Origin of the sequence: Onishia taeanensis, assembly GCF_003268885.1 — a bacterium.
Lineage (GTDB): Bacteria > Pseudomonadota > Gammaproteobacteria > Pseudomonadales > Halomonadaceae > Onishia > Onishia taeanensis_A.
The window spans coordinates 66,225-91,838 of record NZ_QLSX01000008.1 but is presented as its reverse complement, the minus strand read 5'-3'; the positions used below and the strand labels follow the sequence as shown (position 1 = coordinate 91,838).

The following is a 25,614-nucleotide window of genomic DNA, read 5'->3' as shown; positions in this document are numbered from 1 at the left end:
ATGACCTGGCCCGCTACAGTGGTGGCGGGCCACGGTCATCGTTCGAGTCAAATGCAACCAATGGCATGACACGATGAACCTTCACGAGTATCAGGGCAAACAGCTGTTTGCCGATTATGGTCTGCCGGTATCCAAGGGCTTCGCCGTGGATACCCCGGAAGAAGCTGCAGAAGCCTGCAAGAAGATCGGCGGTGACAAGTGGGTCGTCAAGGCCCAGGTCCACGCCGGTGGCCGCGGCAAGGCCGGCGGCGTCAAGCTGATCAAGAGCCCGGAAGAAGCCAAGGCGTTCGCCGAGCAGTGGCTGGGCAAGAACCTGGTGACCTTCCAGACCGACGAGCACGGTCAGCCGGTTGCCAAGATCCTGGTCGAGAACTGCACCGACATCGCCAACGAGCTGTACCTGGGCGCCGTCGTCGACCGCACCACCCGTCGCGTGGTGTTCATGGCCTCCACCGAAGGCGGTGTGGAGATCGAGAAGGTCGCCGAGGAAACGCCCGAGAAGATCCTCAAGGCCGAGATCGATCCGCTGGTCGGCGCGCAGCCGTACCAGGCCCGTGAGCTTGGTTTCGCGCTGGGCCTGAACAAGGAACAGATCAAGCAGTTCACCAAGATCTTCCTGGGTCTGTCGAAGCTGTTCCACGACAAGGATCTCGCCCTGCTCGAGATCAACCCGCTGGTGATCACCGACGAAGGCAACCTGCACTGCCTCGACGCCAAGCTGGGCCTGGACGGCAACGCTCTCTATCGTCACCCGGACCTGCAGGCCATGCAGGACCCGTCTCAGGAAGACGCGCGTGAAGCCGAAGCGGCCGCCTGGGAACTGAACTACGTGGCGCTCGACGGCAACATCGGTTGCATGGTCAACGGTGCTGGCCTGGCCATGGGCACCATGGACATCGTCAACCTGAACGGCGGCAAGCCGGCCAACTTCCTTGACGTGGGCGGTGGCGCCACCAAGGAACGCGTGGCGGAAGCGTTCAAGATCATCCTGTCCGACGACAACGTCAAGGCCGTGCTGGTCAACATCTTCGGCGGTATCGTGCGTTGCGACATGATCGCCGAGGGCATCATCGGTGCCGTCGAGCAGGTCGGCGTCAACGTGCCGGTCGTGGTGCGTCTGGAAGGCAACAACGCCGAGCTGGGTGCCGAAAAACTGGCGTCCAGCGGTCTGAACATCATCGCTGCTACCAGCCTGACTGACGCGGCACAGCAGGTCGTCAAGGCAGCGGAGGGCAAGTAATGAGTATCCTGATCGATAAGAACACCAAGGTCATCTGCCAGGGCTTCACCGGTGGCCAGGGGACCTTCCACTCCGAACAGGCCATCGCCTACGGCACTCAGATGGTCGGCGGCGTGACCCCGGGCAAGGGCGGCCAGGAGCATCTGGGCCTGCCGGTATTCAACACCGTCAAGGAAGCCGTCGCCGCGACCGGCGCAGAAGCGTCCGTGATCTACGTGCCGGCTCCGTTCTGCAAGGACTCCATCCTTGAAGCCGCCAACGGTGGCATCAAGCTGATCGTCTGCATCACCGAAGGCATCCCGACGCTCGATATGCTGGATGCCAAGGTCAAGTGCGACGAGCTGGGCGTGCGCCTGATTGGCCCGAACTGCCCGGGCGTTATCACCCCGGGCGAAAGCAAGATCGGCATCATGCCGGGCCACATCCACAAGCCGGGCAAGGTCGGTATCGTGTCGCGCTCCGGCACCCTGACCTACGAAGCCGTCAAGCAGACCACTGACCACGGCTACGGTCAGTCCAGCTGTGTCGGCATCGGTGGTGATCCGATCCCGGGTTCCAACTTCATCGACATCCTCGAGATGTTCGAGAAGGACCCGCAGACCGAAGCCATCGTCATGATCGGCGAGATCGGTGGTACCGCTGAGGAAGAAGCCGCGGCCTACATCAAGGCCAACGTTTCCAAGCCGGTGGTCGCCTACATCGCGGGCGTGACCGCACCTCCCGGTAAGCGCATGGGCCATGCCGGTGCTATCATCTCCGGCGGTAAGGGCACGGCCGACGAGAAGTTCGGCGCGTTGGAAGCTGCGGGCGTCAAGACCGTGCGCTCCCTCGCCGACATCGGCGACGCCCTGAAGCAGGTCACTGGCTGGTAAGCCAGCGGACCCGCCTCATGGCAAAAGGGCACCCTTCGGGGTGCCTTTTTTTATGTGCGGTTTTTTCTTACGGCGGTTTTCCACGAAAGCAACTTCCAACGTATGCGACGGACCAAAGAGGCCGAAGCAAAGAGGCCGAAGCAAAGAGGCCGAAGCAAAGAGATCACGTACCAAGAAGGCAGCGTACCCAGGAAACAGCCATGCATGGAATCAAGCCATGCCCAGACGCGGTGCGCGGGATTTGTCAGCCGTTGGCGAGCGCAGGCAGGACGGTAGTGACGCAGAGATTTCCCGGCAGATCTAGCGTCGCTGACTGACCAGCCAAGCCAGTACCGGAGCGCCGGCCAACAGGTACCAATGGTAGGTGACAAAGCGCCAGATCAGGACCGCGGCGGCGGTGGTCTCGCCGCCCAGTGTCGGTAGCAAAAAGGCGCCGATGGTCAGTTCGACCCCGCCGGCACCGCCCGGCAGCAGGCTCAGCTGACCGGCGGCCATGGCCAGCATCTGCACCATGAAGGTCCAGACCCAGGCGACGTCGACGCCCAGCCCATCCAGCGTCAGGTACAGCAGGCTGTAGCGGGTGAGCCAGTGAGCGCTGCAAAGGGCGAAGATGGCGGCGAGCGTCAGTGGCGGCTGTCTCAGGGTGGTGGCAAGCCCCTGTCGAAACTGCAGCAGCTGTCGGGCCAGGCGGTGACGCCGGGGGCGGGCGAGCCCCAGCCGGGCGAGCGGGGCACGGCTCAGGCGCAGCACGCGGGGCAGGCAAAGCAGCAGTGCGATCAGTATCACCAGGATAGCCACCAAGGCGGCACCGGCCAGCCGGATAAGCTCGGGCCGAGGCCAGGTGTCCGGGTGCAGCAGGGCGTATCCGCCTATCGCGGCCAGGGCGAGCAGAAAGAACAGCATGTCGCATACCTGATCGATCAGGAAGATCCCCGAGGAGGTCGCGGGGCGCAGGCCGTGACCCCTGAGCAGCATCATCAGGGTCAGGGGGCCACCGCTGCCGCCCGGCGTTGCACAGGTGGCGCATTCGGTGGCCATCACCATCGCCAGTGCCCGGCGCTGGCCCAAGAGTAGTGGAGTGCCTGGAGCAGTGCCCTGAAAGGCACAGGTCGGCGAGCCTTGGGCCGGCGATGACCCGGCCAAGCGGCCGTTGCCTGATCGATCGAGTGGTTTATCGCCAGCCCCGAGACGGCCGGCAAGCAGCAGGCGCAGGCGAAGCGCGTTGAGGTTCCAACAGCCAAGCACCAGCGACAGCATCAGCGCCAGTTGCGTAAGCGGAAAGTCGAGAAGGGCCGCGAAAGGTGCCATGCCATCGAGCAACAGCGGGATCAGCGCCGCCATCAGCAGCGCCAGGATCAGCAGTGCTCGGCCACGCAACAGCCTCCACGCGCGCCTCAGACCTTTCATAAATGCTTCCGTGCGGTTCCTGAGGGTGCGCCGACCGTCCGGGAACTCAGCGACCGGTCGTCTAGCCATGCTGGCAGCGTGTCGTGGTGGCAAGGGTCGGTGACAGAGTGCGGTAATGGTCAAGCAGGCCATCGATGACCTTCGACCAGCGGTAATGACGCTCCACGTGGCGACGGGCATGGCGGCCGATGGCGGCGGCATCGTTGAGAAAGAGTTCCTCTACGGCGCGTGCCATAGCGTTCGGCGCATGGGGCTCGCAGAGCACGCCGCAGCCCAGCGGTACGTTCTCGATCAGTGCACCGGCCCGCGCAGCCACCACCGGCAGGCCGCTGGCCATGGCTTCCAACGCCACCAGGCCAAAGGTCTCGCGCGTGCCGGCGTGGACCATGGCATCGGCACTGGCCAGGGCGCGAGCCACCTCATTGGGTGAGCAGCAGCGGCTGATCACGCTGACGTTGTCCGGAACCTGGGTCGGCATCCCCGGCCCCATCAGCAGCAGGTGATAGCCGCGACCGAGTTGCTGGGCGGTCGCCAGCAGGTCATTGATGTTCTTCTCCCGGGAGTTGCGACCGGCGAAGACCAGCAGTCGGGTGGCGTCGTCGAGGCCAAGGGTCTCTCGCAACGTTTCTTGGCGCCGGCGGGGATGGAAGGTGTCGAGATCGACCCCCAACGGCTGCACGCGCACGCCTTGCACGCCCCAGTCCTCGAGGCGTTCGCCCATCGAGCGGCAAGGCACCAGTACGCTATCGAAGCGCCCGTAAAGATCCGCCACATAGCGCTTGAGGCGCCGGGCCACCGGCGGGCCGAAGCGATCGCCCATCAGCCGTGGCAGGTCGGAATGGTAGAACCCGACCACCGGCACCCCTAACTGCTGACCGGCCTCCAGCGCCGCCCAGGCGGTGACGTAGGGGTCGCCGGCCTCGATCAGATCCGGGCCCAGTTCGACCAGTGCCTCTCGCCAGGGGCTGCGCCGCAGCGGGAAGCGATAGCCCTGGCCCAGCGGCAAACGAAAGGCGGGTAGGGTCTGCAGGGCTCCCAGGGTCTGACGCTCGCCGGCGGGGACCAACAGGTTAGCCGCGACGTCCGGTAGGGTCGCCAAGTGACGGTGCTTGGCCTGAAGGTAGGTGCGCACGCCGCCGCTATCCGGCGCATGAAACATGGTGATATCCGCAAGGTGCAAGACCGTCTCCTGTTGCCGTTGGCTCTCGCTCAAGGGTAGCGAGGCAATGCGACAGTTCGACGACAGGTCGGCTTCGCCGTCTCGGCAGAGAATGCTCGAGGCTCTACGGGTGGCGCTTTGCGGCCATGCATGAGACATATGATGACACGCGCACATGACAAGGAGAGGAGTGAATGCCAGCCGACACCGGTTCAGGCGAGAGCCGTTCAAGCGAGCGTCAGCGCAAAGAGGCCCACTCGCTCGAGAAACGGGACTCGGACGCGTCAGGGCCCGCGTCGCCCCGAGAGGAGGCCTATTACCGCACCGAGCTCGAGTACGCGCTGGGGACGCCGTTCACTGCCGGCAATCATGTCGAGGTGATGCGCAATGGCGTGGAGATATTCCCCGCCATGCTCGATGCCATCGATGCCGCCGAGGCCAGCATCGATCTGGTGACCTACGTCTACTGGACGGGTGACATCGCGCAGCGCTTCGCCGAGGCTCTGGCCCGTCGGGCTCGCGAGGGTCTCCGGGTTCGGGTCGTGCTGGATGCGGTGGGAACGCAGAAGATGTCGTCTGAGGTGGTCGCTCAGATGCGCGAGGCCGGCGTCGAGGTGCGCCTTTTCCGGCCGATCAAGCTGCCAAGGCCCTGGCAGATCGACAAGCGCACGCACCGCAAGATCATGGTATGCGACGACCGCCTCGGCTTCGTCGGCGGGGTCGGCATCGCTGCCGAATGGGAAGGCGATGCCCGCACGCCGGATGAATGGCGCGAGACGCATCTACTCGTGTCGGGTCCGGCGGTCATCGGGCTGCATTCTGCCTTTCTCGACAACTGGAACGAGTGTGGGCCTTGGCAGTGGGAGCCGATTCGCCAGCGGCCGCCGGTTCACGAGGATGGACTGCTGGTCCAGTGCGTGCGGGCCTCCTCGACCATCGGTTGGACCGAATCCGCTGCAATGCTGCGCTCGCTGGTGGCGGTCAGTCAGGTCAGGCTACGCATCGTGACCGCCTACTTTGCCCCGGATGATGTCTTGATCGAGCAGATCATCTCGGCACTCGAGCGAGGTGTCTCGGTGGAGCTGCTGGTGCCGGGTCGCCACAACGACAGCCGCCTGTCGCAGCTGGCCGGGCAGCCGAGCATCGAGCGGCTGCTTGATGCCGGTGCGAAGGTCTGGGTGTTTCTGCCGACCATGCTGCATGCCAAGGTGATTACCGTCGACGGTCGGCTTGCCTGCGTCGGGTCGGTGAACGTCAATCATCGGTCGATGGGCAAGGACGAGGAATGTTGCGCCCTGATGCTCTCCGAGGCTGTCACGGCGACCCTGGATGGGCAATTCGACGATGACTGCCAGCGTGCGCAGCGTCTGGACGCCGACGAGTTCCGTCGGCGCGGACGCTGGACACGATTCATGGAGCAGGGGGCCCGAATGCTGCTGGAGCAGCTGTGAGCCCGTGTGGGACCATTGATCGGCTGTGTGGCCTCCGCGCGGCACAGGCTTGAAACGACAATGCCCCGGCGAGTGGCCGGGGCGTTGTGCGTCTTGCAGGCGGTCAGCGCTTGATCAGACCGCGGGGCGGGCCACCAGCGAGCGGGTCTCTTCACGCGCTTCCGTGAGAGCCACGCGGGTCATGTCGCCCAGCTTGAAGCGCTCTTCGCCTTCGATCTGGATGCGACCTTCCTTGTCGTCGATCACTACCTTGTCACGTTCGCTGTGCATCAGCGGCGCCGGAATGAAGGCGGTGGCGCCATTTGCGACCAGACGCACCCGCATGCCGCCGCGGTTGACGGCGATGATCTCGGCCTCGAACTCCTGCTGCTCCTTGGCTGCCTCTGTCAGGTAGCGCACGTAGAGCCAGTCCTTCACATCGCGCTCTGCCATGCGGTTCAGGCGGCGGCGTTCGGTGAGCTGCTCGGTCAGCGCCTGGCTGGCCTCGGCCGGGGCGCTCTCGCCCTTAAGCACGCGCTTGATCAGGCGGTGGTTGACCATGTCGCCGTACTTGCGGATCGGCGAGGTCCAGGTGGCGTAAGCGGCCAGGCCCAGGCCGAAGTGCGGGCCGGGCAGGGCGGACATGCTGGTGAAGCCCTGGAAGCGGCGCAGGCGAACATCAAGCCAGGCATCATCGCGGGCCTCGAGTTCGCGCTTGAGCTCGCGATAGCGCGGCAGCTCGAGCAGGGCCTCGCGCTCGACCTGGATATCCTGGGCGGCGAGGAACTCGTGAGCCGCGTCGGCTTTCTCCGGCTCGAAGGCCCGGTGCACGTTGAAGATGCCGTGACCGACCTTGTCCGCTAGCAGGTCGGCGCAGCAGGCGTTGGCCGCAATCATCGATTCCTCGATCATGCGGTTGGCGATGCGCCGATCCTCGGTGCGAATGTTCAGCACATTGCCGGCGTCGTCCAGATCGAAGACGTAGTCAGGACGATCCTTGAACACCAGCGCATTGGCGGCGCGCCAGGCGCTGCGTGCCTCGGTCAGGTCGCGCAGGGCAGTGAGCTGCGGCGCGATGGCTTCATCTGGTGCCCAGTCGCCCTGACCTTCGATCCAGTCGGAGACATGGTCATAGACCAGGCGTGACTTCGAGATCATGTTCGCGGCGAAGAAGCGGTAGTCGCCCAGGTTGCCTTCGGCATCGATGTCCAGCGCGCAGGCCAGCACTGGACGCTCCTTGCCTTCCCACAGCGAGCACAGATCGTCGGCCAGCACTTCCGGCAGCATGGTGACGTTCTGTCCCGGCAGATAGACGGTGAAGGCGCGGGTGCGCGCTTCCAGGTCGGCGGCATGGCTCTCGTCGACGTAGGCGGTGGGATCGGCGATCGCTACCGTCAGGCGCCAGCCGCCGTTGTCCAGGGTCTCGACGCGCAGGGCGTCGTCCATGTCGCGCGTTTTTTCACCGTCGATGGTGAAGAAGGGCTCTGCGGTCAGGTCTTCGCGCGTGAGGCCTTCATCGGCCATCGGCCAGTCGTCACCGGCTTCCGGCGAGGCCTGCTCGAGGGCATGACGCGCCAGCGTCACGCGCCAAGGCACCGCCGGGTTGTCGCTCTTGGCGACCAGCTCGTCGATCTGAGAAAAGAAACCGCGGTCGCCTTCTTTCAGTGGGTGGCGCACCAGGCGGGCCACCACCCAGTCGCCATCGGCGATGCTGTCTTCGTCGAGGCTGCGCTTGAGGCGCGCCTTGAGCACGTTCTTGACCGACGGGTGGTCGGGCACCACGGCCAGGCGGCCTTCACGCTTCTGGACCCGGGCCACGAAACGTTGCATGCCGATTTCCAGCAGGGTATCCGGCTCGACCGAGGTCTTTTCACCTTCCTCCTTGAGGATGGCCTTCACCCGGTCGCCGTGAAGCACCTGCTTCATGGCGGGAGGCGGCACGAAGTAGGAGTCGCCGTCGTCGGTTTCGAGGAAGCCAAAGCCCTTGTCGGTGGCTTTGATCACGCCCTCGACCCGGGGCGTGGTATCGCGGATCTGCTGCTTGAGCTGAGCAAGCATCGAGTTGTTCTGAAGCATCGGACACTTTTGCATGGCGGGAAGAGTGGGGGCCACTATACGGATTCCTCCAGCCCGCGCCAATCGGGGCGGACAGCCGCAGAAGGTGTGCACGACCAATCAAGACGTTAGGGGTGAGCTCGTGGCAAGACCGGCGAAGACAGCCATCGACTCCCTTGGGTATGCTAGCGACTAAGACGCCAAGGAGCCCACATGTCGCCACAGCTGATCGTCACCGACCTCGACCGCACCCTGCTCAACGCCGACCATGATCTGGACCCGCTCACCATCGAGACCTTCCAGGCCCTCGCCGAGCGCGGCCATCATCTGGCCATCGCCTCAGGCCGCCACTATCGGGACATCCTGCCCCTGCGCGAGCGGCTCGTCGTAGAGGCCCACATCATCAGCACCAACGGCGCCTATCTGCATGGCCCGGACGATGCGGTGCTGTCGACCCAGCATGTGCCCGAGGCGATGGCCCGGGAGCTGATCGCGCTCGAGCGACCGCCGGGCATGCGCCTGAACCTCTATCGCGATGACGACTGGTTGATCGATGCGCCGGCGCCGGAGCTGCTTGCGCTTCATGCCCACACCGGCTTTGGCTATCGGGTGGCCGAGCCCGGGGAGCTCGATGGTCGAGGTGTCGGCAAGGTGTTGTTCATCGGCGAGCCGGCGGCGCTTTCAACCATCGAGGAGGCCGTGGAGGCACGCTACGGTTCGGCCCTGCACCTGACGTACTCCTTGCCCGGGTCGCTTGAGATCATGGCCGGTGGCGTCAACAAGGGCACTGCCCTGGCGCGACTGCTGGAGCGGCTGTCGCTGCCCGCCGAGGCCTGCCTGGCCTTCGGTGACAACCTCAATGACACCGAGATGCTGGATCTGGCCGGTCAGGCGTTCGTGATGGCCAATGCCCATCCCGAGCTGCCCGGGCGGGTGCCCCGGGCCACCCGTATCGGCCATCATGATGATGCCGCCGTTGCCAGCACGCTGCGCGAGCGCCTGCTGGGCTGACAGGGTCGGGCGTCCTTAGCCGGTCGTTGCCGGGTCCGTGATTGGCCCGTGCAGGGGTGTATGCCCCTACCACCTTGGTCGCAAGCACCTTGCCGGGCCGCCACAGCATCCACCATCATCGCAGCAGATTGCCTTGATCTCCTTCATGGCCGATAGGGGCCCGACGCGGCCCGCTCGGTCGGCGCCATGGATACGGACTGCCATGCCTCTTCTGCGATACCTGCTGCAATGACCCATTCGCCTGCGACCCTGATCGTGGTCGACGACGACCCGGAAATCCGCGAGCTGCTGGCCGACTATCTCGGTCGCCATGGCTTTCGCACCCTGGTGGCCGAGGATGCCGACTCGCTGGAGACGCTGCTGGCCGTTGAAATGCCGGACCTGTTGATCGTCGATCTCATGCTGCCCGGCGACGATGGCTTCACGATCTGCCGCCGGGTGCGTCTCGACAGCGACGTGCCGATCATCATGCTCACTGCCAGCGCCGACGAGACCGATCGCATCCTGGGCCTCGAACTCGGCGCCGATGACTACCTTGGCAAGCCCTTCAATCCCCGTGAGCTCCTGGCGCGCATCAAGGCAGTGCTGCGCCGCACCCGCCGATTGGCCGACCCGGGCGTTGAGAAGCACCCCGATCAGGCGCGGCTGGTGGCCTTCGGCGACTGGCGACTCGACCGGGTGACCCGCGAGCTGATCGACGGAGAAGGCGAGCGCAGCGCCCTGTCCGGCGCGGATTTCCAACTGCTGCAGGTGTTTCTCGAACATCCAGAAGAGGTGCTGTCCCGGGAGGCGCTCTATGACTTGAGCCGCGGGCGCCCGGCGCCACCGCTGGATCGCTCCATCGACGTCCACGTCTGCCGGCTGCGTCAGCGCCTGGGCGAGGACGCCCAGCACTCCCAGTTGATTCGCACCGTCCGCGGCGCCGGCTATGTGCTGGCCACACGAGTGGATGCGCTGGCGTGAGCGCAGAGTCGGGCGCTGATCAGAGCGCGATATCGGACGCTAATCACAACGAGGCCTCGGGCGTTGACAGGCACATCTGGCACCGCCTGAGGCGCAGCCTGGCCCGAGGGCTGCCGCGCAGTCTGCGCGGTCGCTTCGTGCTGATCATGCTGGTTGGGGTGCTGGGCGCCCAGCTCGCAAGCTATGCGATCTGGACCCACCAGGCGCAGGACAGCCGCCTCGAGCAGGTCGATGAGCTGTCCCGCAACGTCGCCTACAGCGTCGCCTCTACGGTGCGCTTCTTCCGCTCGTTGCCGGTCGATTACCGGCATATCGTTCTCGATCAGCTGCGCGACATGGGAGGCACGCGCTTCTTCGTCAGCGTCAACGATCACCGCATTCCCATTCAGGACATCGGCAGGGGGCCCGCCCAGGCGGTGGTGACCGATAACTTCCGCGAGATACTCGCCTCCGAGCTCGGCGTCGACAACGCGCGCGTCGAGTTTTCGTCTCCCGACACCCTGCGCCTGTTCAACAATGAGGTGCTGCTGAACGACCTGCCGCCCCGCTGGGGGCGTCATAGCCTGTTGATGGACCCCATCGATCCGCCGATCCTCGTCGTGCAACTACCGCTGGATGCTCAGGGCTGGCTCTATGTGGCGACGCTGCTGCCGGTGCCCGAGCTCTTCGATGACGGCTGGCTGTCCGGCGAACGGCTGTTCGCGGCGCTGATCGTGCTGCTTGCCGTGATCGGGTTGTCGCTGCTCGGCATCCGCAGCGCCACCCGGCCACTGGCGCGACTGTCGCGGGCCGCGCGCCGGCTCGGCGACGATCTGGACAGCCCGCCGCTGCGCGAGACCGGCCCCCGCGAAGTAGCGGCTACGGCGGTGGCCTTCAACCGCATGCAGCAGCGCATTCAGCACCAGGTCGAAGAACGCGAGCGGCTTTTCACGGCGATCTCCCACGATTTGAAGACGCCCCTGACCCGCATGCGCCTGCGGGCCGAGATGCTCGATGATGATCATCAGCGCGAGCGTTTTTGCGCCGCCCTCGACGAGCTGGACCTGCTGGTCAAGGGCGCCCTGGCTTCGGTCAGGGGGCTCGACCTGCATGAAGCCATCGAGCCGGTCGACGTGCGCGCGTTGCTCGACGGCCTCGCCGAGGAAATGGCCCTGCAGGGTGGCGAGGTGACGGTCACCGGCCGGGCCACGCCGCTTGCTGCCAAGCCTCTGGCGCTCAAGCGCTGTCTGGCCAACCTCCTGGAGAACGCCGTCTTCTATGGAAAGCGCGCTGAGGTGCATCTTGAAGACAGTGCGGCGAGGCTCAGGATCACCCTGCGTGACCATGGCCCCGGGATACCCGAGAGACAGCTCGAGCGGGTGTTCTCGCCCTTCGTGCGCCTCGAGCCTTCTAGGAGTCGCCATACCGGCGGCAGCGGCCTGGGGCTCGGTATCGCCCGGCACATCCTGCGGGCCCATGGCGGGGAGATGACGCTTGATAATCATCCCGGCGGCGGCCTGGTAGTGACCCTCGAGGTATCGCGTCACGCGCATGATGACCCTGGACATGACGCAGACTTGGCATGACGCCCGACGGGCCTGACAGACCCTCGAGCCAGAGCGGGACGCGACCTTGGTTGCATAGACCTTTGGCCTATAAACATTAGTTTAATCAATGAGTTATATATTTCAGTCCTGTAAGAAACCCGCAACACTATCCAGCACTAGGTAACCCCTCCCGTGCCTTCGAATGGGGTAGCGTGTCATCAGCCGCGAGTGAATCGGCTCACGACAATCAATAACAATCGATGGAGACACGCCCCATGCGCTCATTGCTGCGATTCCCGCTCAAGAAAACCTTGCTCGGCCTCGCCGTCACCGGCGCCGTGGCGTCGGCCCCGGTGCAGGCCGGCGAGGTCGAGGTGCTGCACTGGTGGACCTCCGGTGGCGAGGCCCGCGCCGCCAACGTATTGAAGGAACTGATGGAAGCCGAGGGCCACACCTGGAAGGACTTTGCGGTGGCCGGCGGTGGCGGCGAGACCGCCATGACGGTGCTCAAGTCTCGCGCCATGTCCGGCAATCCGCCGTCGGCGGCGCAGATCAAGGGCCCGGAGATTCAGGAATGGGGCGAGCTTGGTCTGCTCGGCAATCTCGATGACGTGGCCAAGGCCGAGAACTGGGACAGCCTGCTGCCTGAAGTGGTCGCCGACATCATGCGCCACGATGGCCACTACGTGGCGGTGCCGGTCAACGTGCACCGGGTCAACTGGCTGTGGGCCAATCCCGAGGTGCTCAGTGAGGCCGGCGTCGAGGTGCCGACGAGCATCGATGAGATGTTCGAGATCGCCGACGAGCTGCGCGACGTGGGCGTCATCCCGCTGGCCCACGGTGGCCAGCCCTGGCAGGACGCCACGGTGTTCGAGACGGTGGTCCTTGCCGAGGCCGGCCCCGAGTTCTATCGTCGCGCGTTGGTCGAGCTCGACCCCGAGGCGCTCAACAGCCCGACCATGATCGACGCCCTGACCACCTTCAAGCGCATGCGTACGCTGATGGATGATGGCATGTCGGGGCGTGACTGGAACATCGCCACCTCGATGGTGATTGGCGGCCAGGCCGCCATGCAGCTGATGGGCGACTGGGCCAAGGGCGAGTTCACCGCCGCTGGCCTGACGCCGGGCGAGGACTATGTGTGTGTGCCGGCCCCGGGCACCGAGTCCGCCTTCACCTTCAACATCGATAGCCTGGCGATGTTCAAGGCAAGCGATGAAGAGGCCCAGGCGGCCCAGGATGACCTGGCCCGGCTGGTACTGGAGCCGACCTTCCAGGAGGCCTTTAACCTGGCCAAAGGCTCGATCCCGGCCCGCGCCGATCTCGACATGAGCGCCTTCGACGCCTGCGCCAAGCGATCCATGGCCGACTTCAAGGCGACGTCCGAGAACGGTGGCCTGGTACCCAGCATGGCCCACGGCATGGCGGTGCGCGCCTCGGTGCAGGGTGCCATCTTCGATGTGGTCACCAACTTCTTCAACGACCCGGACATGAGTCCCGAGGCCGCCGCCGAGCGGCTGGCGAACGCCGGCAGCTCGCTGCTCTAGGCTCCTCGCCGCAGGCCGCGAGCCCAAGCAAGGCTCGCGGCCTGCCCCTCCCGTCTTTTGGTTGACGAGGCCATCGCCTCGAGGACGTACTCATGTCGACTTCTCTTTCTTCGGCGCCCGCCGCCCGCGGGCCCGCCAAGCGCTCGGCGCTTGGTTGTCTGACCGACTGGCTGCCGCGCCTGGTGCTGGCGCCTTCGATCGCCGTGTCGCTGTTCTTCGTCTACGGCTTCATGATCTGGACCTTCGTGCTATCGCTGACCAACTCGCGCATGCTGCCGAGCTACGACTTCGTCGGCTTCGCCCAGTACGCGCAGCTGATGGCCAACGATCGCTGGTGGGTGGCTGCCACCAACCTGGTGGTGTTCGGCGGCCTCTTCGTCGGCATCTGCCTGGTGCTGGGTGCAGGGCTTGCGATCCTTCTCGATCAGCGCATTCGCCAGGAAGGCAGCCTGCGCACGATCTATCTCTACCCCATGGCGCTGTCGTTCATCGTCACCGGCGTGGTCTGGAAGTGGCTGCTCAACCCGAGCCTCGGCCTGCAGGCCATGGTGCGCGGCTGGGGCTTCGAGGGCTTCACCTTCGACTGGTTGGTGGACCCGGACATGGCGGTCTACACCCTGGTGATCGCCGCCGTCTGGCAGGCCTCGGGCTTCGTCATGGCACTGTTCCTGGCCGGGCTGCGCGGCATCGACGACAGCATCATCAAGGCCGCCCAGCTCGACGGTGCGAGTCTGCCGCGCATCTATGCCCGGGTGGTGATGCCCTGCCTGCGGCCGGTGGTGTTCAGCGCGGTGATGATCCTCTCGCATATTGCCATCAAGAGCTTCGATCTGGTGGTGGCGCTGACCGGCGGCGGCCCCGGCTATGCCACGGACTTGCCGGCCACCTTCATGTACACCCATGCCTTCACTCGCGCCCAGATCGGGCTTGGCTCGGCCAGCGCCATGCTGATGCTGGGCGGAGTGCTGGCGATCCTGATTCCCTACCTGTATTCCGAACTGCGGAGCCGTCGTCATGGATAACGTGATTCGCCGGCGCACCCCGGGCGCGCGGCTGGCCCGGGCGGCGCTCTACGCCGTGCTGATCATCATGGCGCTGTTCTACCTGCTGCCGCTTCTGATCATGCTGCTGACCTCGATCAAGCCGCTCGACGAGATCGGTGCCGGTACTTTGCTGGCGCTGCCCGAGCACCCGACCCTGGCGCCCTGGATCACTGCCTGGGGCGAGGCCTGTACCGGCATGCGCTGCGAAGGGGTCGGCGGCTACTTTTGGAACTCCTTTGCCATCGTGATCCCGGCCGTCGCCATCTCCACCGTGGTGGGCGCCCTGAACGGCTATGCCCTGACCAAGTGGCGCTTTCGTGGCTCGGAGCTGGTGTTCGCGCTGATGCTGTTCGGCTGCTTCATTCCCTTCCAGGTAGTGCTGCTGCCGATGGCGCAGACGCTCGGTTGGCTGGGGCTCTCGAGCTCCCGGGCGGGTCTGGTGCTGGTGCATGTGGTGTTTGGCATCGCCTTCACCACGCTGTTTTTCCGCAACTTCTACGTCGCAGTACCCAGCGAGCTGGTCTCGGCGGCCAAGCTCGACGGCGCCGGCTTCTTTCGCATCTTCTGGCGGATTCTGTTGCCGGTTTCGGCGCCGATCATCGTGGTCTCGGTGATCTGGCAGTTCACCCAGATCTGGAACGATTTCCTGTTCGGCGTGGCCTTCTCGGCGTACGACACCCAGCCGGTCACGGTGGCGCTGAACAACCTGGTCAACACCTCCACCGGGGTGAAGGAATACAACGTCAACATGGCTGCGGCGATGATTGCCGCGCTGCCGACGCTGGTGGTCTATGTGCTGGCCGGCAAGTATTTCGTGCGGGGTCTCACTGCGGGCTCGGTCAAGGGCTGATGGCGAGCGAACGGCGAGCTCTAGCCATCACGACGCGAACAATAACGAGGTAATCATCATGTCAGCTTTGGAAATTCGCGAGGTCCGCAAGGATTTCGGCAGTACCCGGGTACTCAAGGACGTCAGCCTGGCCATCGATTCCGGCGAGTTCCTGATCCTGGTCGGGCCGTCGGGCTGTGGCAAGTCGACGTTGATGAACGCCATCGCCGGCCTCGAGCCGGTTACCGACGGCCAGATTCTGATCGGCGGCGACGACATCACCTGGCGCACGCCGGCCGAGCGCGATATCGCCATGGTCTTCCAGTCCTATGCGCTCTATCCGAGCATGACGGTGCGCCAGAACATCGCCTTCGGCCTGGAAATGCGCAAGGTGCCCAAGGCCGAACGCGAAGAGGCCGTGGAGCGGGTCGCGGATCTGTTGCAGATCACCCACCTGCTCGAGCGCAAGCCGGCTCAGCTCTCCGGCGGTCAGCGCCAGCGGGTGGCGATGGGCCGAGCGCTGGCCCGGGAGCCGCAGATCTATCTGTTCGACGAGCCGCTTTCCAACCTCGACGCCAAGCTGCGCGTCGAGATGCGCACCGAAATAAAGAAGCTGCATCAGCGCCTTGGCACCACCATCGTCTACGTGACCCACGACCAGATCGAGGCCATGACCCTTGCCGACAGCATCGCGGTGATGCGCGACGGCCATATCCTGCAGCTGGGCTCGCCGGACGAGGTCTACAACGACCCCGCCGACATGTTCGTGGCGGGCTTCATGGGCTCGCCGTCGATGAACTTCATCACGGCGACCCTTGAGGGCCAGGTGGGCGACTATCGGCTGCGTATTACTACCCCCGAAGAGCAAGAACTGGTGCTGCCCTGGCCTGTAGACCGGATCACCGCCGAGCTTGCCGACCAGCTCGGGCGGCCGGTGGTGCTGGGGCTGCGCCCGGAGCATTTCAGCGAGCAGGACGCGCGGCTCGAAGGCCAGCAGGAGGGCACGCTGCTCGAGGCGCGTGTCACCGTCGTCGAGCCCACTGGCGCGGATATTCTGCTGCGCCTGCCGCTGGGGGATAGCGAGGTGACGGCGCGAGTGGGGCCCAAGTGCCCGGTGGCGGCCGGCGAGCGACTGGCGCTGCGTATCGACATGAGCCGCGCGGTGCTCTTTGATCCACAAAGTGAAAGCCGGCTGGCCTAGCGTCTGTTATTGCTCCTGCTGCTGTGTCTGCCATCAAGCCTGGCGTGATGTGCCGGATAGATGCCAGCGTGCTCAAACGAAACGGCCCCCGTCATTCGGCGGGGGCCGTTGCTTTGATGCGAAGAGTAACGCCTGACTAGTGCACGGTGATGACGGTGCATTTGGCGGAGTGGCTGACCTTATGCGAGACGCCGCCGACTACCAGGCTCGAGAAGTCGCCGAGCCCCCGGCTGCCCATGATGATGGCATCGACGCCGAGTCGTTTGGCCTGCTCGAGGATGGTGCGGCTGGGCTCGCCCTGGGCAAGGGTCGTATCGATATGCTCGGCGCCCAGCGCGCTGGCTTCGCGGGAGGCCCGGTCTATCAATTCGCGGCCGTATTTCTCGAGTTGGCTCGAGGTCGTCTCCAGCGTCACAGCGCCGACTCCCCAGATCAGCGTGGTCTCATGGGCCAGCGCCTCGGGGATATGCAGGATATGCAGGGTGGTGTCGCTGTCCTTGATCAGCTGACAGGCGACTTCGAGAGCCTTGCGGGCATGTTCGGAACCGTCGACGGGCACCATGACCGACTTGAACATGGCATCACCTCCTTGATGAGTATGCCTTCATCCTAGTCTAGACGCCCCTTGCTGACTTGATCCTGATCAATCCCCACGGGATTGGCTGTCAGGCGTCGCCGCGCGGTTTTGCCCTTTCCTTGCTGGAGGCGTCGTCGAGCCGTGACAGGCGCTGCCAAAGCTCACGGCGAAGCTCCACGAGTCGTGGCGCCTCGCCGGCTTCGAAGGGCAGCGGCCGGGACAGCCCCAGCGCCTTGAGCCCAAGGCGTGCGCTCATCAGGCCGACCCCGAGCCCCTGGGCGGCGCGGGTCGAGAGCCGTCCGGCGAGATCCATCGACAGCCATTCCATGCCGATGTCGCTGGCAAGCTCGCTAGTGCCGGCGAAGGCGACGTTGTAGAGCACCTGGCGGAACAGCTTGAGGCGGCTGGCGTAGCCAAGTTCCAGCCCATAGAGCCTGGCGAGGCGGTCGATCATGGCCAGATTGCGCCAGGCTACCAGCGCCATGTCGAGTAGTCCCAGCGGGCTTGCTGCGACCAGTACGGCAGTGTCGCCTGACATCCGTGCGATCAGCCGGCGGGCCTCACGATCGCGCGGGGCGAGCAGGTGATGGGCGAGCAGCACGCGCTGCTCGGCGCCGCCGTGATGGTCGTTACGGGCGGCGAGATAGCCCTGCCAGTGAGGGTGGTCCGCCTCCAGGTCGAGCCGGTCCCTGAGTTTCTCGGCGAGGTGCTGGGCCTGTTGGGGCGTGGCCTCGGTGATGTCTTCGAGACGCTCGCGCAGGGCGCCGTGGCGACGCAGGCGACGCAGGCGCAAGAGTTCCCTGGCGATGGCCTTGCCGGCAAGGCCGAGCCCCGCGAGCAAGAGAAGGCTCCAGGCGCCGGCCAGCCAGTCACCGTCAAGGGCCGCGGTGAAGGTGGAGTGTGCGGCCTCCACGCCGCCGAGCAGCAAACCGCCGCCTAACAGGCCCAGTAGCCCCCAGCGGCGACGCCTCGGCCTGGCGAGGCTCGCGGCCAGGTCGGCCTCGGCCGCTGATTCGTCGTCCAGCGGGCGGCTGGCTTGAGCCTCGGGAAAGTCCTGTGCGGGGCGTGGGTCCCGGTAGCCCGGGTCGATCTCCACCGCTGGATCTTCCGAGAAGCGCTGTGCGGGGCGAGGGTCGTTCATTGAAGTTTGTCTCCGAGCAGCCAGTCGAGGGTCGCATCGAGGCGGATATGGGGCAGCGCCGCCTGGCCCCGCGGGGCCGGGCGGAAGGCGCGGAAGTCAAAGCCCTGGCGGGCCCAGAAATCGGCATCGGGTAGCCGGGACGGCACCTCGCCGGGAAATACCAGCACCGACTCATTATCCAGGGTGGTGCCGCGCAGCGCAGGGGTTGTGCGGCCCTGGTGTTCGACGCTATGGGCGCTGGTGGTGCGGATCGCCGCCAGCGAGAAGGCCTTGACCGGCACATCGGCGAAGCGCAGGTCCTTTAGCGGCTCGGCGAGCAGCGCCTCGAGCAGACTCACCAGATGGGGATGCTGCTCTGGGGTGACGTGATCGGCCTTGGTCGCGGCGATGGCCAGGCGGTCGATGCGCGGCGTGAACAGGCGCGACAGCAGGCTGCGGCGGCCGTAGTCGAAGCTCTTCATCAGGGTGCCCAGGGCGCGGGACAGGTCGGCGAAGCGATCCGGCCCGGCATTCAGGGCGCCGAGCACGTCGACCAGTACGATCTGACGATCGAAACGCCGGAAGTGCTCCTGATAGAAGGGCCTGACGATATGGCGCTGATAGTAGTCGAAGCGCCGGGCAAGGGTCTGATAGACGCTGTCTGCCGGCAGGGCCTTGAGCCGGTCGCGATCGTCTTCGTCAAGGCCGGGCAGCGGGAAGAACTGCAGCACCGGGGCGCCGTCAAGCTCTCCCGGCAGCAGGAAACGCCCTGGCTGCAGATCGGCAAAGCCGGCTTCGCGGGCGGCGCGCAGGCCGGATGCATAGGCCTCGGCGATCTCGGCAAGGCGCGCCTCATCGGCGGTGGCCGCCGGGTCAATATCGGCAAGCGACGCTCGCCAGTCGGCGAACAGGGCCGCGTACTCGCCGTCATCGCGCTGGGGGCGAGAGGTGCTCCAGCTCAGGTAGTCGTGATCCAGCAGCGGCAGGTCGAGCAGCCACTCGCCGGGGTAGTCGATCAGGTCCAGGGTCAGGGTCGCGGCACGTCGGGCCAGCAGGCCGCTGCGCTTGGGGCGATAGCGAATCGCCAGGCGGAGCTCGCTGATGCCCCGGGTGGGATCGGGCCAGCGCGGCGGGTCGGCGTCCAGTGCCGCCATGGCCGGGTCATAGGGAAAGCGCGGCACGCCAAGGTCCTGCTGGGCAACCCGCTGGGCCCCGAGCAGGCGGCCCTCACGGGCGGCAGGCAGCAGGTCGAGGCGCGCCTCGAGCCCAGCGTGTCGCAGCTGGTGGACCAGTGAGGTCAAAAAGGCCGTCTTGCCGGCACGAGACAGGCCGGTGACCGCCAGGCGCAGCTGGCGATCGCGGCCGCGATCGAGAAGATCATGAAATTCGCGAGCCAGGGGCTGGCGCATGAGGGAGTTCCGTTCAGCGTAGAGTTCAGCCCCCAATGTGCGGGCGCGGCGCCCGGCTGGCAAGTCGCTGCCAGGCCAACGCCAGGATTGGCACCAGCGATAGTGGGATCAGCAGCGTGTTCAGGTAGGCCCAACCGAATTCGCTGACCAGCGGACCGGCCATAAGCGCGGTGGCGGCGACGGTGGAAAAGATCAGGAATTCGTTGGCGGCCTGGGTGCGGGCCTTATCGGCCGGGCGGTAGCTCTCGGTGAGCAGGCCGGTAGCGGGCAGGAAGGTGAAGTTCCAGCCCAGGCCCAGCAGCACCAGTCCGGTATAGAATCCGCCCACGCTCTGGGCTACCTGGGCCACTAGGGCACTGGCCACGAGCAGCAGGCAACCCAGCACGATCATGGTGCGCGCCCCGAATCGGGCGCTCAGGTGGCCGGTGAAAAAAGACGGCAGGAACATCGCCAGCACGTGCCACTGGATGGTGGTGGCAATATGGGCGAAGTCGTGGCCGGCGGCGGTCATGGCCAGTGGGGTGGCGGTCATGGCGACGTTCATGACGCCATAGCCGACCATCCCCGCCAGCACGGCGACGATAAAGGTCGGTTGGCGGAGTACCTGAACCAAGGGGCGTGAGGTGCCGGGCTCATGGGTGGTCTCGGGAGGTGGCAGGCGGACCATGGTGAGTATCAGTAGCGCCAGCACGTAGAGGACTCCAAGCCCCAGGAAACTCATCAGAAAGGGCGTTTCCCCCAGTGCGCGGCTGGTATTGGCAAGCCAGGGGCCTAGGAAGGCGGCCAGGACACCGCCGCTCATGACCAGGCCGATGGCCCGGTCACGGAGCCGCAGCGGGGCCACTTCGGTGGCGGCGAAGCGATACAGCTGGCCGAAGCCAATACCGATGCCGATCAGCCAGGTGGCGAGCATGAAGCGCCAGAAATCCTCGCTGACCAGTGCCTCGCAGGCCACGCCGACGCCGACCAGCCCCACCAGGTGGCCGAGCATGAAACCGCGCCGCCGGCCGAGGCGCGCCATGATCAGCGAGGCCGGCACGGTCGCGCACATCAGCCCCAGCCACTGGGTTGCCACTGGCGCTGTTGACCAGGCGGGACTCGGTGCCAGGCTGGCGCCGATCAGCGGCGACACCGGGATGAGCATACTATTGCCAGTGATCAGCAGTGCCTGGCACAGCGATAGCAGTAAGACGCTCAAGGGCATGGGGTGGCGTTCTCTAGGTGGGGAGAGCGGGCGAGATGCCATGGCGCGGGATGACCTGGCGCCCGGGTCCAGAGCCGGATCTTCATCATGACCGATATCGCACCGAGAGGGATATGGGCACCCCACGACGACGACGCCCTGCCGAAGGGCAGGGCGTCGGGCTAGTACTTAGGAAGTACTTGGTCAGTCACCGGCTAGCCGGCGAAAGCGGCATAGATGGCGATCACCAGGATCACCAGCACGATGCCGGCCGGCACGGCGCCTTTCCAGGGCGTCAGGTCGACGGCTTGGCTATCTTCCTGCACCCAGTCGGTGGCGCGCGGACGCAGCTTGCCGATGATCAGCATGACCGCCACCAGCAGCACGAAGACCGCGGCCACGAAGTGGAACTCATGCATGATGGTCGGCAGCTTGTTGAACGGCGGCACGAAGTAGCCGGCGAAGATCAGCAGACAGCCACCGACCAGGGCGACCTTGGCGGCCAGCGGCGGCACGCGCTTGGTCAGCAGGCCGACGACTACCACGGCAAGGATCGGGATGAAGTAGATGGCGTTCATCTTCTGCAGGTAGCCGAACAGGCTTTCCTGACCGGCCAGCAGCGGGGCGATGGTCATCGAGACGAAGGCCATGACCCAGCCGAACACCTTACCGCAGTTGACGACCTGATCTTCGGTGGCGTCCTTCTTGAACACCCCCTTGTAGATGCCCAGGCTGAAGATGGTGGTGGTGCTGTTCAGCGCCGAGTTGAAGGACGACAGAATGGCGCCGACCATGACCGCGGCGAAGAAACCGGTGAGGTAGGGCGGCAGCACGTCGAATACCAGACGACCGTAGGCTTCATCCGCCGCCACGCCCTGATCGGCATAGAGGTGATAGGCGATAATGCCTGGCAGCACCAGGTAGAGCGGCCCCAGTAGCTTGAAGAAGCCGGTCAGCAGCACGCCCTTCTGACCTTCGGCAAGGTTCTTGGCGGCGAAGGTGCGCTGGATGATCTGCTGGTTGGTGGTCCAGTAGAACACGTTGATCAGGAAGACACCGGTGAACAGGGTAAAGAAGGGAACCTGCTGCTCCGAACCGCCGATCGAGTTGAGCTTTTCCGGATTGGTCTCCTTGAGAATCTCCCAGCCGGCGAGCACGCCGCCGTCGGCACTGACGGCCTGCAGGCCGAAGTACACGATCACGAAACCGCCGACCAGCAGGCCGATACCGTTGAGCGTATCGGACACGGCGACGGTGCGCAGGCCGCCAAACAGGGCGTAGACCGAGCCGATCAGGCCCACCACCCAGACGGTCAGCCAAAGCAGAGAGGTGCTGGACTCGATGCCGGTCAGCCCTGACAGGTCAAGCATGCCCTGCAGGCCTATGGCCCCGGAGTAGAGAATGATCGGCAGCAGGATCACCGCATAGGCGATCAGGAAGATCACGTTGGTGATCAGCTGAGTGCCGGCATCGAAGCGGATCGACAGCAGCTGGGGCAGGGTGGCAATGCCGCTCTTGAGAAAGCGCGGCAGGAAGAACAGCGCCAGCGCCACCAGGGCGATGACCGCTACGACCTCCCAGGCCATCACGGAGAGGCCATCGCTGAAGGCCGCCCCGTTGAGCCCCACCATCTGCTCGGTGGACAGGTTGGTCATCAGCAGTGAGCCGGCGATCAGCGGAAAGGTCAGGGAACGGCCGGCCAGGAAATAGCCTTGGGTACTTTTATGGTCGTCGCGCCGGGTGATCCGCCAGGTGATGAAGGCGACCAGACCGGTAAAGAACACGAACGACGCCAGGGTCAGGGCATGCACGGTGGAGTAATCCTTAAACTGCGGGCAAAAGCGGCACCTTCAGCGTTTTTTTGCCAAGGAATGGAGTAACTTTACGAGCGTGGGAGGTGATGCTAGGGAGCCTTAGACTAAAGCTCTATGCATCTTTGGTCTAAGGCCCGCCATGGCGGCTAAGTTTGCCATCATCGTCGGCCTCTGTATGCGTCACCCTGGCTCGTCAGCATAGTGTTTATGCTCAGTTTTGCTGCCCGGTTTTGCCGCCCCGTTCTTAGCCCGGAGTTCAAGCACGCTCGTTAGGCACGGCGCTTAAGGGCGATCTTCATGAACGGCTTGTGATCAACGTTCAATATATCAGTCACCCCCCCCCCCCCGAGGGGGGTGGCCGGTGGCGGAGGGATCACACCGGCCAGCTGGCCGAACATCGGGCTGGCGGCTATTAGGAACCCAAGGCCGGCCAGCAACTGACCGAGCCGCTTGCGACTCGGTTGACGTGCGATCGTCAGCCCCACCAGGCAGATGACCAGACCCAGGGTATGCAGCACCAGTGTCAGGGCGGGCAAGAGATCATGCAGTGGCATAGGGCGTCCCGTTGAGTGTGGCTTGGGGCCGGGTGGAGAGTCGGCTAGGATGGAAATAGAAATCCCATCATATCAAGGTGTTTCGGTCGCCGGCATGGCGGCCGGTATCAGCCCTGATCGTCATAGCCGAGGAGGAGAGGATCATGGCCGACGCCGGGCCCGAGGCGGTAATCGATTTCTGGTTCGAGGAACTGACCCCCAAGCAGTGGTTCGCCAAGGACGAGGCCCTGGATGCCTTGATCGCGACGCGCTTCGAGCCGACCTGGGGCGCCGCCTGTCGCGCCGAGTTATGGGCCTGGCGGGCGACGCCGCAGGGGCGCCTGGCCGAGATCCTGGTGCTGGATCAATTCTCGCGCAACATGCATCGCGATCATCCGCTGGCTTTCGCTCAGGATGCGCTGGCACTGGTGCTGGCTCAGGAGGCGGTGGCCCAGGGCGATGATCAGGCGCTGACGACCCGCCAGCGGCCCTTCCTCTACATGCCCTACATGCACAGTGAATCCCTGCCCGTGCATCAAGAAGCGCTGCGGCTCTTTGATCAGCCGGGTCTCGAGGAGAATCTGCGCTTCGAGCATCGCCATCGCGACATCCTCTTGCGGTTCGGGCGCTATCCGCACCGCAATGCCATCCTGGGTCGTGATTCCAGCACCGAGGAACTGGCCTTTCTCGAGCAGCCGGGCTCAGGATTCTGAGTCGTTGGCATCGGGCATTGCAGTGCCCGCAAGCCATGTGGTCCACCGTTCTGCAAGGCGTAACCGCATGGATGAACAGGCAAGGGTACGAAAGCGAACAGAGGTTATTTTCAACAGCGTGTTTCAGACGCCGCCTTTTCCGGGCACTGTGTCATAGACTGTTTATTAGTACCGGTTTATTAGTACCGGTTTATAAGTAGCGTTTTATAAGCACGGTGTCAGATGCACGGTGTCAGAGGTACCCACTTAACGGCGCTATCTGAAGGTAGTCAGGCAGCACCTCACAGCAAAGGAGAGCAATCTATGGGAATCATTGCGTGGTTGATCATCGGTGGTTTGGCCGGCTGGATTGCCGGCAACATCATGCGTGGCGGCGGCTTCGGTGTGCTGGGTAACATCGGGGTCGGTGTGGTCGGTGCCCTGGTGGGCGGCTTCATGTTCAGCCTGCTGGGGCTATCCGCGGGCGGTTTCATCGGTTCGCTGGTCACGGCAACGGTGGGCGCCGTGGTTCTGCTGTGGATCATTTCCAAGGTCAAGAGTGGCTGACGCCATCGCCTTGCCTTGCCGCTTTATCGGCAGCAAAAAAACCGCCCGGCCAATTGGCCGGGCGGTTTCGTTTCAGGGCTGGTCCAGCCGCGTCATCCGCAGATGGCGATCAGGCGGTTGCGGCGCTCTTGCTGCCGACCAGTTCCTTGAGGGTCTCTTCGATGATGGCCAGGCCTTCCTCAAGGATCTCGTCCTCGATGGTGACCGGCATCAGGAAGCGGATGGTATTGCCGTAAAGACCGCAGGACAGCAGGATCAGTCCCTTCTCGCGCGCCTTCTTGCAAAGGGCGCCGGCCAGGTCGGCATCCGGGGTGTGGTTGGCCTTGTCGGTCACCAGGTCGATGGCGGCCATGGCGCCCATGTTGCGACCGTTGTCGACGCAATCGAAGTCCTGCTGCCACTGTGCGAAACGCTTGGCCAGCTTGTCACCCAGCGCCTGGCTCTTGCCGAGGATGTTTTCTTCCTCGAAGACTTCCAGCACCGCGAGGGTCGCCGCACAGGAGACCGGGCTGCCGGTATAGGTGCCGCCCAGAGAGTTGGGGCCGCAGGCATCCATGACCTTGTCGGTGCCCACGATGGCGGAGATCGGCATGCCGTCGGCCATGCTCTTGGCCATGGTGATCATGTCGGGCTCGACGCCGCTGTGCTCGATGGCGAACATCTTGCCGGTACGACCGAAGCCGGACTGCACTTCGTCGATGATCATCAGCATGCCGTGCTCGTCGCAGATCTCGCGGATCGCCTTGAGGAAGCTGGTCGGCGCCGGGTAGAAACCACCCTCACCGAGAACCGGCTCCAGCACGATGGCGGCGGTATCCTTGGGGTTGGCATCGGTCTTGAGCGCCATCTTCAGGCCGCGCAGGGCTTCATCTTCGCTGACGCCGTGATACGGCACCGGATAGGGCGCGCGGAAGACGTTGCCCGGCATGCTGCCGAAATCGGTAGCGTAGGGCGCGACCTTGCCGTTCATGGCCATGGTCATGAAGGTACGGCCGTGGTAGCCGCCGTCAAAGCAGATGACGTTGTTCTTGCCGGTGGCGCCACGAGCGATCTTGACCGCGTTTTCCAGAGCCTCGGCACCGGAGTTGGCCAGCATGACCTTGCCATGACCGCGAACCGGCGTGACCTGGCTGAGTTTCTCGGCGACTTTCACGTAGCCTTCATAGGGCATCACGGTCTGGCAGGTGTGCATGACCTTGTCGAGTTGGTCCTTGACCGCCTGCACGACCTTCGGATGGCGATGACCGATGTTGAGTACGCCGATACCGCCGGCAAAATCGATGATGCGGTTGCCGTCGGCATCCCAGATCAGGGCATTCTCGGCACGGTCGGCAAACTGAGTGGCCGGGCTGGCTGCGCCGTTGGCTACGTAGCGCTGCTTGAGTTCGTTGAGTTGGGCGTTATTCATCAATCTCTCCTGTCAGAGTCACCTGGCG

22 protein-coding genes are annotated in these 25,614 nt (G+C 64.8%); 12 read left to right on the top strand and 10 right to left on the bottom strand.

The features are described 5' to 3' along the window. The first annotated feature begins 73 nt into the window (after window positions 1–73). Together sucC and sucD are read left to right on the top strand one after the other, a co-directional pair. Window positions 74–1,240: an ADP-forming succinate--CoA ligase subunit beta gene (gene sucC / locus BCL93_RS11865; protein WP_112055489.1), complete on the top strand. Its 1,167-nt coding sequence runs from the start codon at window positions 74–76 to the stop codon at window positions 1,238–1,240. Further along, complete coding sequence (gene sucD, locus BCL93_RS11860) at window positions 1,240–2,112, top strand: succinate--CoA ligase subunit alpha (protein WP_112055488.1); 873 nt, start codon at window positions 1,240–1,242, stop codon at window positions 2,110–2,112. Before sucC ends, sucD begins: the two co-directional genes overlap by 1 nt. A 300-nt stretch (window positions 2,113–2,412) precedes the next feature. On the opposite strand, the gene BCL93_RS11855 is transcribed toward sucD, so the two are convergent. Both BCL93_RS11855 and BCL93_RS11850 read right to left on the bottom strand, forming a co-directional pair. Continuing rightward, window positions 2,413–3,489 carry a lysylphosphatidylglycerol synthase transmembrane domain-containing protein gene (locus BCL93_RS11855; protein WP_220086275.1) on the bottom strand — a complete coding sequence of 359 codons (1,077 nt, stop codon included), beginning with the start codon at window positions 3,487–3,489 and terminating at the stop codon, window positions 2,413–2,415. A 91-nt stretch (window positions 3,490–3,580) separates the two neighbouring features. Further along, the gene (locus BCL93_RS11850; protein WP_112055486.1) at window positions 3,581–4,699 is read right to left on the bottom strand and encodes a glycosyltransferase family 4 protein; all 1,119 of its coding nucleotides are present in this window, start codon (window positions 4,697–4,699) and stop codon (window positions 3,581–3,583) included. 173 nt (window positions 4,700–4,872) lie between these two features. Here BCL93_RS11850 and BCL93_RS11845 point away from each other — a divergent pair, with 173 nt between their 5' ends. Next, window positions 4,873–6,129, top strand: a complete 1,257-nt coding sequence (locus BCL93_RS11845; RefSeq protein WP_112055485.1) for a phospholipase D-like domain-containing protein — start codon at window positions 4,873–4,875, stop codon at window positions 6,127–6,129. A gap of 114 nt (window positions 6,130–6,243) precedes the next feature. Here BCL93_RS11845 and BCL93_RS11840 read toward each other — a convergent pair whose 3' ends face one another. Then, window positions 6,244–8,184, bottom strand: coding sequence for an exoribonuclease II (locus tag BCL93_RS11840; protein ID WP_112055484.1), 1,941 nt, complete (start codon window positions 8,182–8,184; stop codon window positions 6,244–6,246). A gap of 192 nt (window positions 8,185–8,376) precedes the next feature. Between BCL93_RS11840 and BCL93_RS11835 the strand changes: the two genes are divergently transcribed. The 7 genes from BCL93_RS11835 (at window position 8,377) to BCL93_RS11805 (ending at window position 16,283) form a co-directional block, all read left to right on the top strand. Continuing rightward, entirely contained in the window at window positions 8,377–9,174 is a 798-nt protein-coding gene (locus BCL93_RS11835; protein WP_112055483.1) for a Cof-type HAD-IIB family hydrolase, read from the top strand. A gap of 228 nt (window positions 9,175–9,402) precedes the next feature. Then, window positions 9,403–10,137 carry a response regulator gene (locus BCL93_RS11830; RefSeq protein WP_112055482.1) on the top strand — a complete coding sequence of 245 codons (735 nt, stop codon included), beginning with the start codon at window positions 9,403–9,405 and terminating at the stop codon, window positions 10,135–10,137. Between the two features lie 146 nt (window positions 10,138–10,283). Further along, window positions 10,284–11,702 carry an ATP-binding protein gene (locus BCL93_RS11825; RefSeq protein ID WP_112055574.1) on the top strand — a complete coding sequence of 473 codons (1,419 nt, stop codon included), beginning with the start codon at window positions 10,284–10,286 and terminating at the stop codon, window positions 11,700–11,702. Window positions 11,703–11,938: 236 nt separating this feature from the next. After that, window positions 11,939–13,210, top strand: coding sequence for an ABC transporter substrate-binding protein (locus tag BCL93_RS11820; protein WP_112055481.1), 1,272 nt, complete (start codon window positions 11,939–11,941; stop codon window positions 13,208–13,210). A 92-nt stretch (window positions 13,211–13,302) separates the two neighbouring features. Next, window positions 13,303–14,232 (top strand): carbohydrate ABC transporter permease, encoded by a 930-nt coding sequence (locus BCL93_RS11815; RefSeq protein ID WP_112055480.1) that lies wholly within the window; start codon window positions 13,303–13,305, stop codon window positions 14,230–14,232. Then, window positions 14,225–15,103: a carbohydrate ABC transporter permease gene (locus BCL93_RS11810; protein ID WP_112055479.1), complete on the top strand. Its 879-nt coding sequence runs from the start codon at window positions 14,225–14,227 to the stop codon at window positions 15,101–15,103. The genes BCL93_RS11815 and BCL93_RS11810 overlap by 8 nt, the downstream gene beginning before the upstream one ends. A gap of 58 nt (window positions 15,104–15,161) precedes the next feature. After that, on the top strand, window positions 15,162–16,283 hold the full coding sequence (locus tag BCL93_RS11805; RefSeq protein ID WP_112055478.1) for an ABC transporter ATP-binding protein: 1,122 nt from the start codon (window positions 15,162–15,164) through the stop codon (window positions 16,281–16,283). Window positions 16,284–16,419: 136 nt separating this feature from the next. Here BCL93_RS11805 and BCL93_RS11800 read toward each other — a convergent pair whose 3' ends face one another. The 6 genes from BCL93_RS11800 to BCL93_RS11775 all read right to left on the bottom strand — a co-directional run bounded on the left by BCL93_RS11800 (window position 16,420) and on the right by BCL93_RS11775 (window position 22,940). Beyond that, on the bottom strand, window positions 16,420–16,860 hold the full coding sequence (locus BCL93_RS11800; RefSeq protein ID WP_112055477.1) for a universal stress protein: 441 nt from the start codon (window positions 16,858–16,860) through the stop codon (window positions 16,420–16,422). Between the two features lie 88 nt (window positions 16,861–16,948). Further along, window positions 16,949–18,001 carry a TIGR01620 family protein gene (locus BCL93_RS11795; protein WP_112055476.1) on the bottom strand — a complete coding sequence of 351 codons (1,053 nt, stop codon included), beginning with the start codon at window positions 17,999–18,001 and terminating at the stop codon, window positions 16,949–16,951. After that, window positions 17,998–19,389: a YcjX family protein gene (locus BCL93_RS11790; protein WP_112055475.1), complete on the bottom strand. Its 1,392-nt coding sequence runs from the start codon at window positions 19,387–19,389 to the stop codon at window positions 17,998–18,000. The genes BCL93_RS11795 and BCL93_RS11790 overlap by 4 nt, the downstream gene beginning before the upstream one ends. Before the next feature lie 25 nt (window positions 19,390–19,414). Beyond that, window positions 19,415–20,593, bottom strand: coding sequence for an MFS transporter (locus BCL93_RS11785; protein ID WP_112055474.1), 1,179 nt, complete (start codon window positions 20,591–20,593; stop codon window positions 19,415–19,417). 194 nt (window positions 20,594–20,787) lie between these two features. Further along, window positions 20,788–22,383, bottom strand: coding sequence for a solute:sodium symporter family transporter (locus tag BCL93_RS11780; protein WP_112055473.1), 1,596 nt, complete (start codon window positions 22,381–22,383; stop codon window positions 20,788–20,790). Window positions 22,384–22,655: 272 nt separating this feature from the next. Then, window positions 22,656–22,940, bottom strand: coding sequence for a hypothetical protein (locus BCL93_RS11775; RefSeq protein ID WP_112055472.1), 285 nt, complete (start codon window positions 22,938–22,940; stop codon window positions 22,656–22,658). 143 nt (window positions 22,941–23,083) lie between these two features. Here BCL93_RS11775 and BCL93_RS11770 point away from each other — a divergent pair, with 143 nt between their 5' ends. Continuing rightward, complete coding sequence (locus BCL93_RS11770) at window positions 23,084–23,632, top strand: DUF924 family protein (RefSeq protein WP_112055471.1); 549 nt, start codon at window positions 23,084–23,086, stop codon at window positions 23,630–23,632. A gap of 303 nt (window positions 23,633–23,935) precedes the next feature. Beyond that, entirely contained in the window at window positions 23,936–24,178 is a 243-nt protein-coding gene (locus BCL93_RS11765) for a GlsB/YeaQ/YmgE family stress response membrane protein (RefSeq protein ID WP_112055470.1), read from the top strand. Between the two features lie 109 nt (window positions 24,179–24,287). Here BCL93_RS11765 and gabT read toward each other — a convergent pair whose 3' ends face one another. Next, window positions 24,288–25,586, bottom strand: a complete 1,299-nt coding sequence (gabT, locus tag BCL93_RS11760; RefSeq protein WP_112055469.1) for a 4-aminobutyrate--2-oxoglutarate transaminase — start codon at window positions 25,584–25,586, stop codon at window positions 24,288–24,290. Window positions 25,587–25,614: the final 28 nt, after the last annotated feature.

Bases quoted from the DNA above. Each gene is read 5' to 3' on its own strand.
- BCL93_RS11835 (WP_112055483.1), top strand. From the start codon at position 8,377: ATGTCGCCACAGCTGATCGTCACCGACCTCGACCGCACCCTGCTCAAC.
- BCL93_RS11790 (WP_112055475.1), bottom strand. From the start codon at position 19,389: ATGCGCCAGCCCCTGGCTCGCGAATTTCATGATCTTCTCGATCGCGGC.
- BCL93_RS11840 (WP_112055484.1), bottom strand. From the start codon at position 8,184: ATGCTTCAGAACAACTCGATGCTTGCTCAGCTCAAGCAGCAGATCCGC.
- BCL93_RS11845 (WP_112055485.1), top strand. From the start codon at position 4,873: ATGCCAGCCGACACCGGTTCAGGCGAGAGCCGTTCAAGCGAGCGTCAG.
- BCL93_RS11825 (WP_112055574.1), top strand. From the start codon at position 10,284: ATGCTGGTTGGGGTGCTGGGCGCCCAGCTCGCAAGCTATGCGATCTGG.
- BCL93_RS11775 (WP_112055472.1), bottom strand. From the start codon at position 22,940: ATGCCACTGCATGATCTCTTGCCCGCCCTGACACTGGTGCTGCATACC.
- BCL93_RS11770 (WP_112055471.1), top strand. From the start codon at position 23,084: ATGGCCGACGCCGGGCCCGAGGCGGTAATCGATTTCTGGTTCGAGGAA.
- BCL93_RS11785 (WP_112055474.1), bottom strand. From the start codon at position 20,593: ATGCCCTTGAGCGTCTTACTGCTATCGCTGTGCCAGGCACTGCTGATC.
- BCL93_RS11800 (WP_112055477.1), bottom strand. From the start codon at position 16,860: ATGTTCAAGTCGGTCATGGTGCCCGTCGACGGTTCCGAACATGCCCGC.
- BCL93_RS11820 (WP_112055481.1), top strand. From the start codon at position 11,939: ATGCGCTCATTGCTGCGATTCCCGCTCAAGAAAACCTTGCTCGGCCTC.
- BCL93_RS11795 (WP_112055476.1), bottom strand. From the start codon at position 18,001: ATGAACGACCCTCGCCCCGCACAGCGCTTCTCGGAAGATCCAGCGGTG.
- BCL93_RS11810 (WP_112055479.1), top strand. From the start codon at position 14,225: ATGGATAACGTGATTCGCCGGCGCACCCCGGGCGCGCGGCTGGCCCGG.
- sucC (WP_112055489.1), top strand. From the start codon at position 74: ATGAACCTTCACGAGTATCAGGGCAAACAGCTGTTTGCCGATTATGGT.
- BCL93_RS11815 (WP_112055480.1), top strand. From the start codon at position 13,303: ATGTCGACTTCTCTTTCTTCGGCGCCCGCCGCCCGCGGGCCCGCCAAG.
- BCL93_RS11830 (WP_112055482.1), top strand. From the start codon at position 9,403: ATGACCCATTCGCCTGCGACCCTGATCGTGGTCGACGACGACCCGGAA.
- sucD (WP_112055488.1), top strand. From the start codon at position 1,240: ATGAGTATCCTGATCGATAAGAACACCAAGGTCATCTGCCAGGGCTTC.
- gabT (WP_112055469.1), bottom strand. From the start codon at position 25,586: ATGAATAACGCCCAACTCAACGAACTCAAGCAGCGCTACGTAGCCAAC.
- BCL93_RS11805 (WP_112055478.1), top strand. From the start codon at position 15,162: ATGTCAGCTTTGGAAATTCGCGAGGTCCGCAAGGATTTCGGCAGTACC.
- BCL93_RS11765 (WP_112055470.1), top strand. From the start codon at position 23,936: ATGGGAATCATTGCGTGGTTGATCATCGGTGGTTTGGCCGGCTGGATT.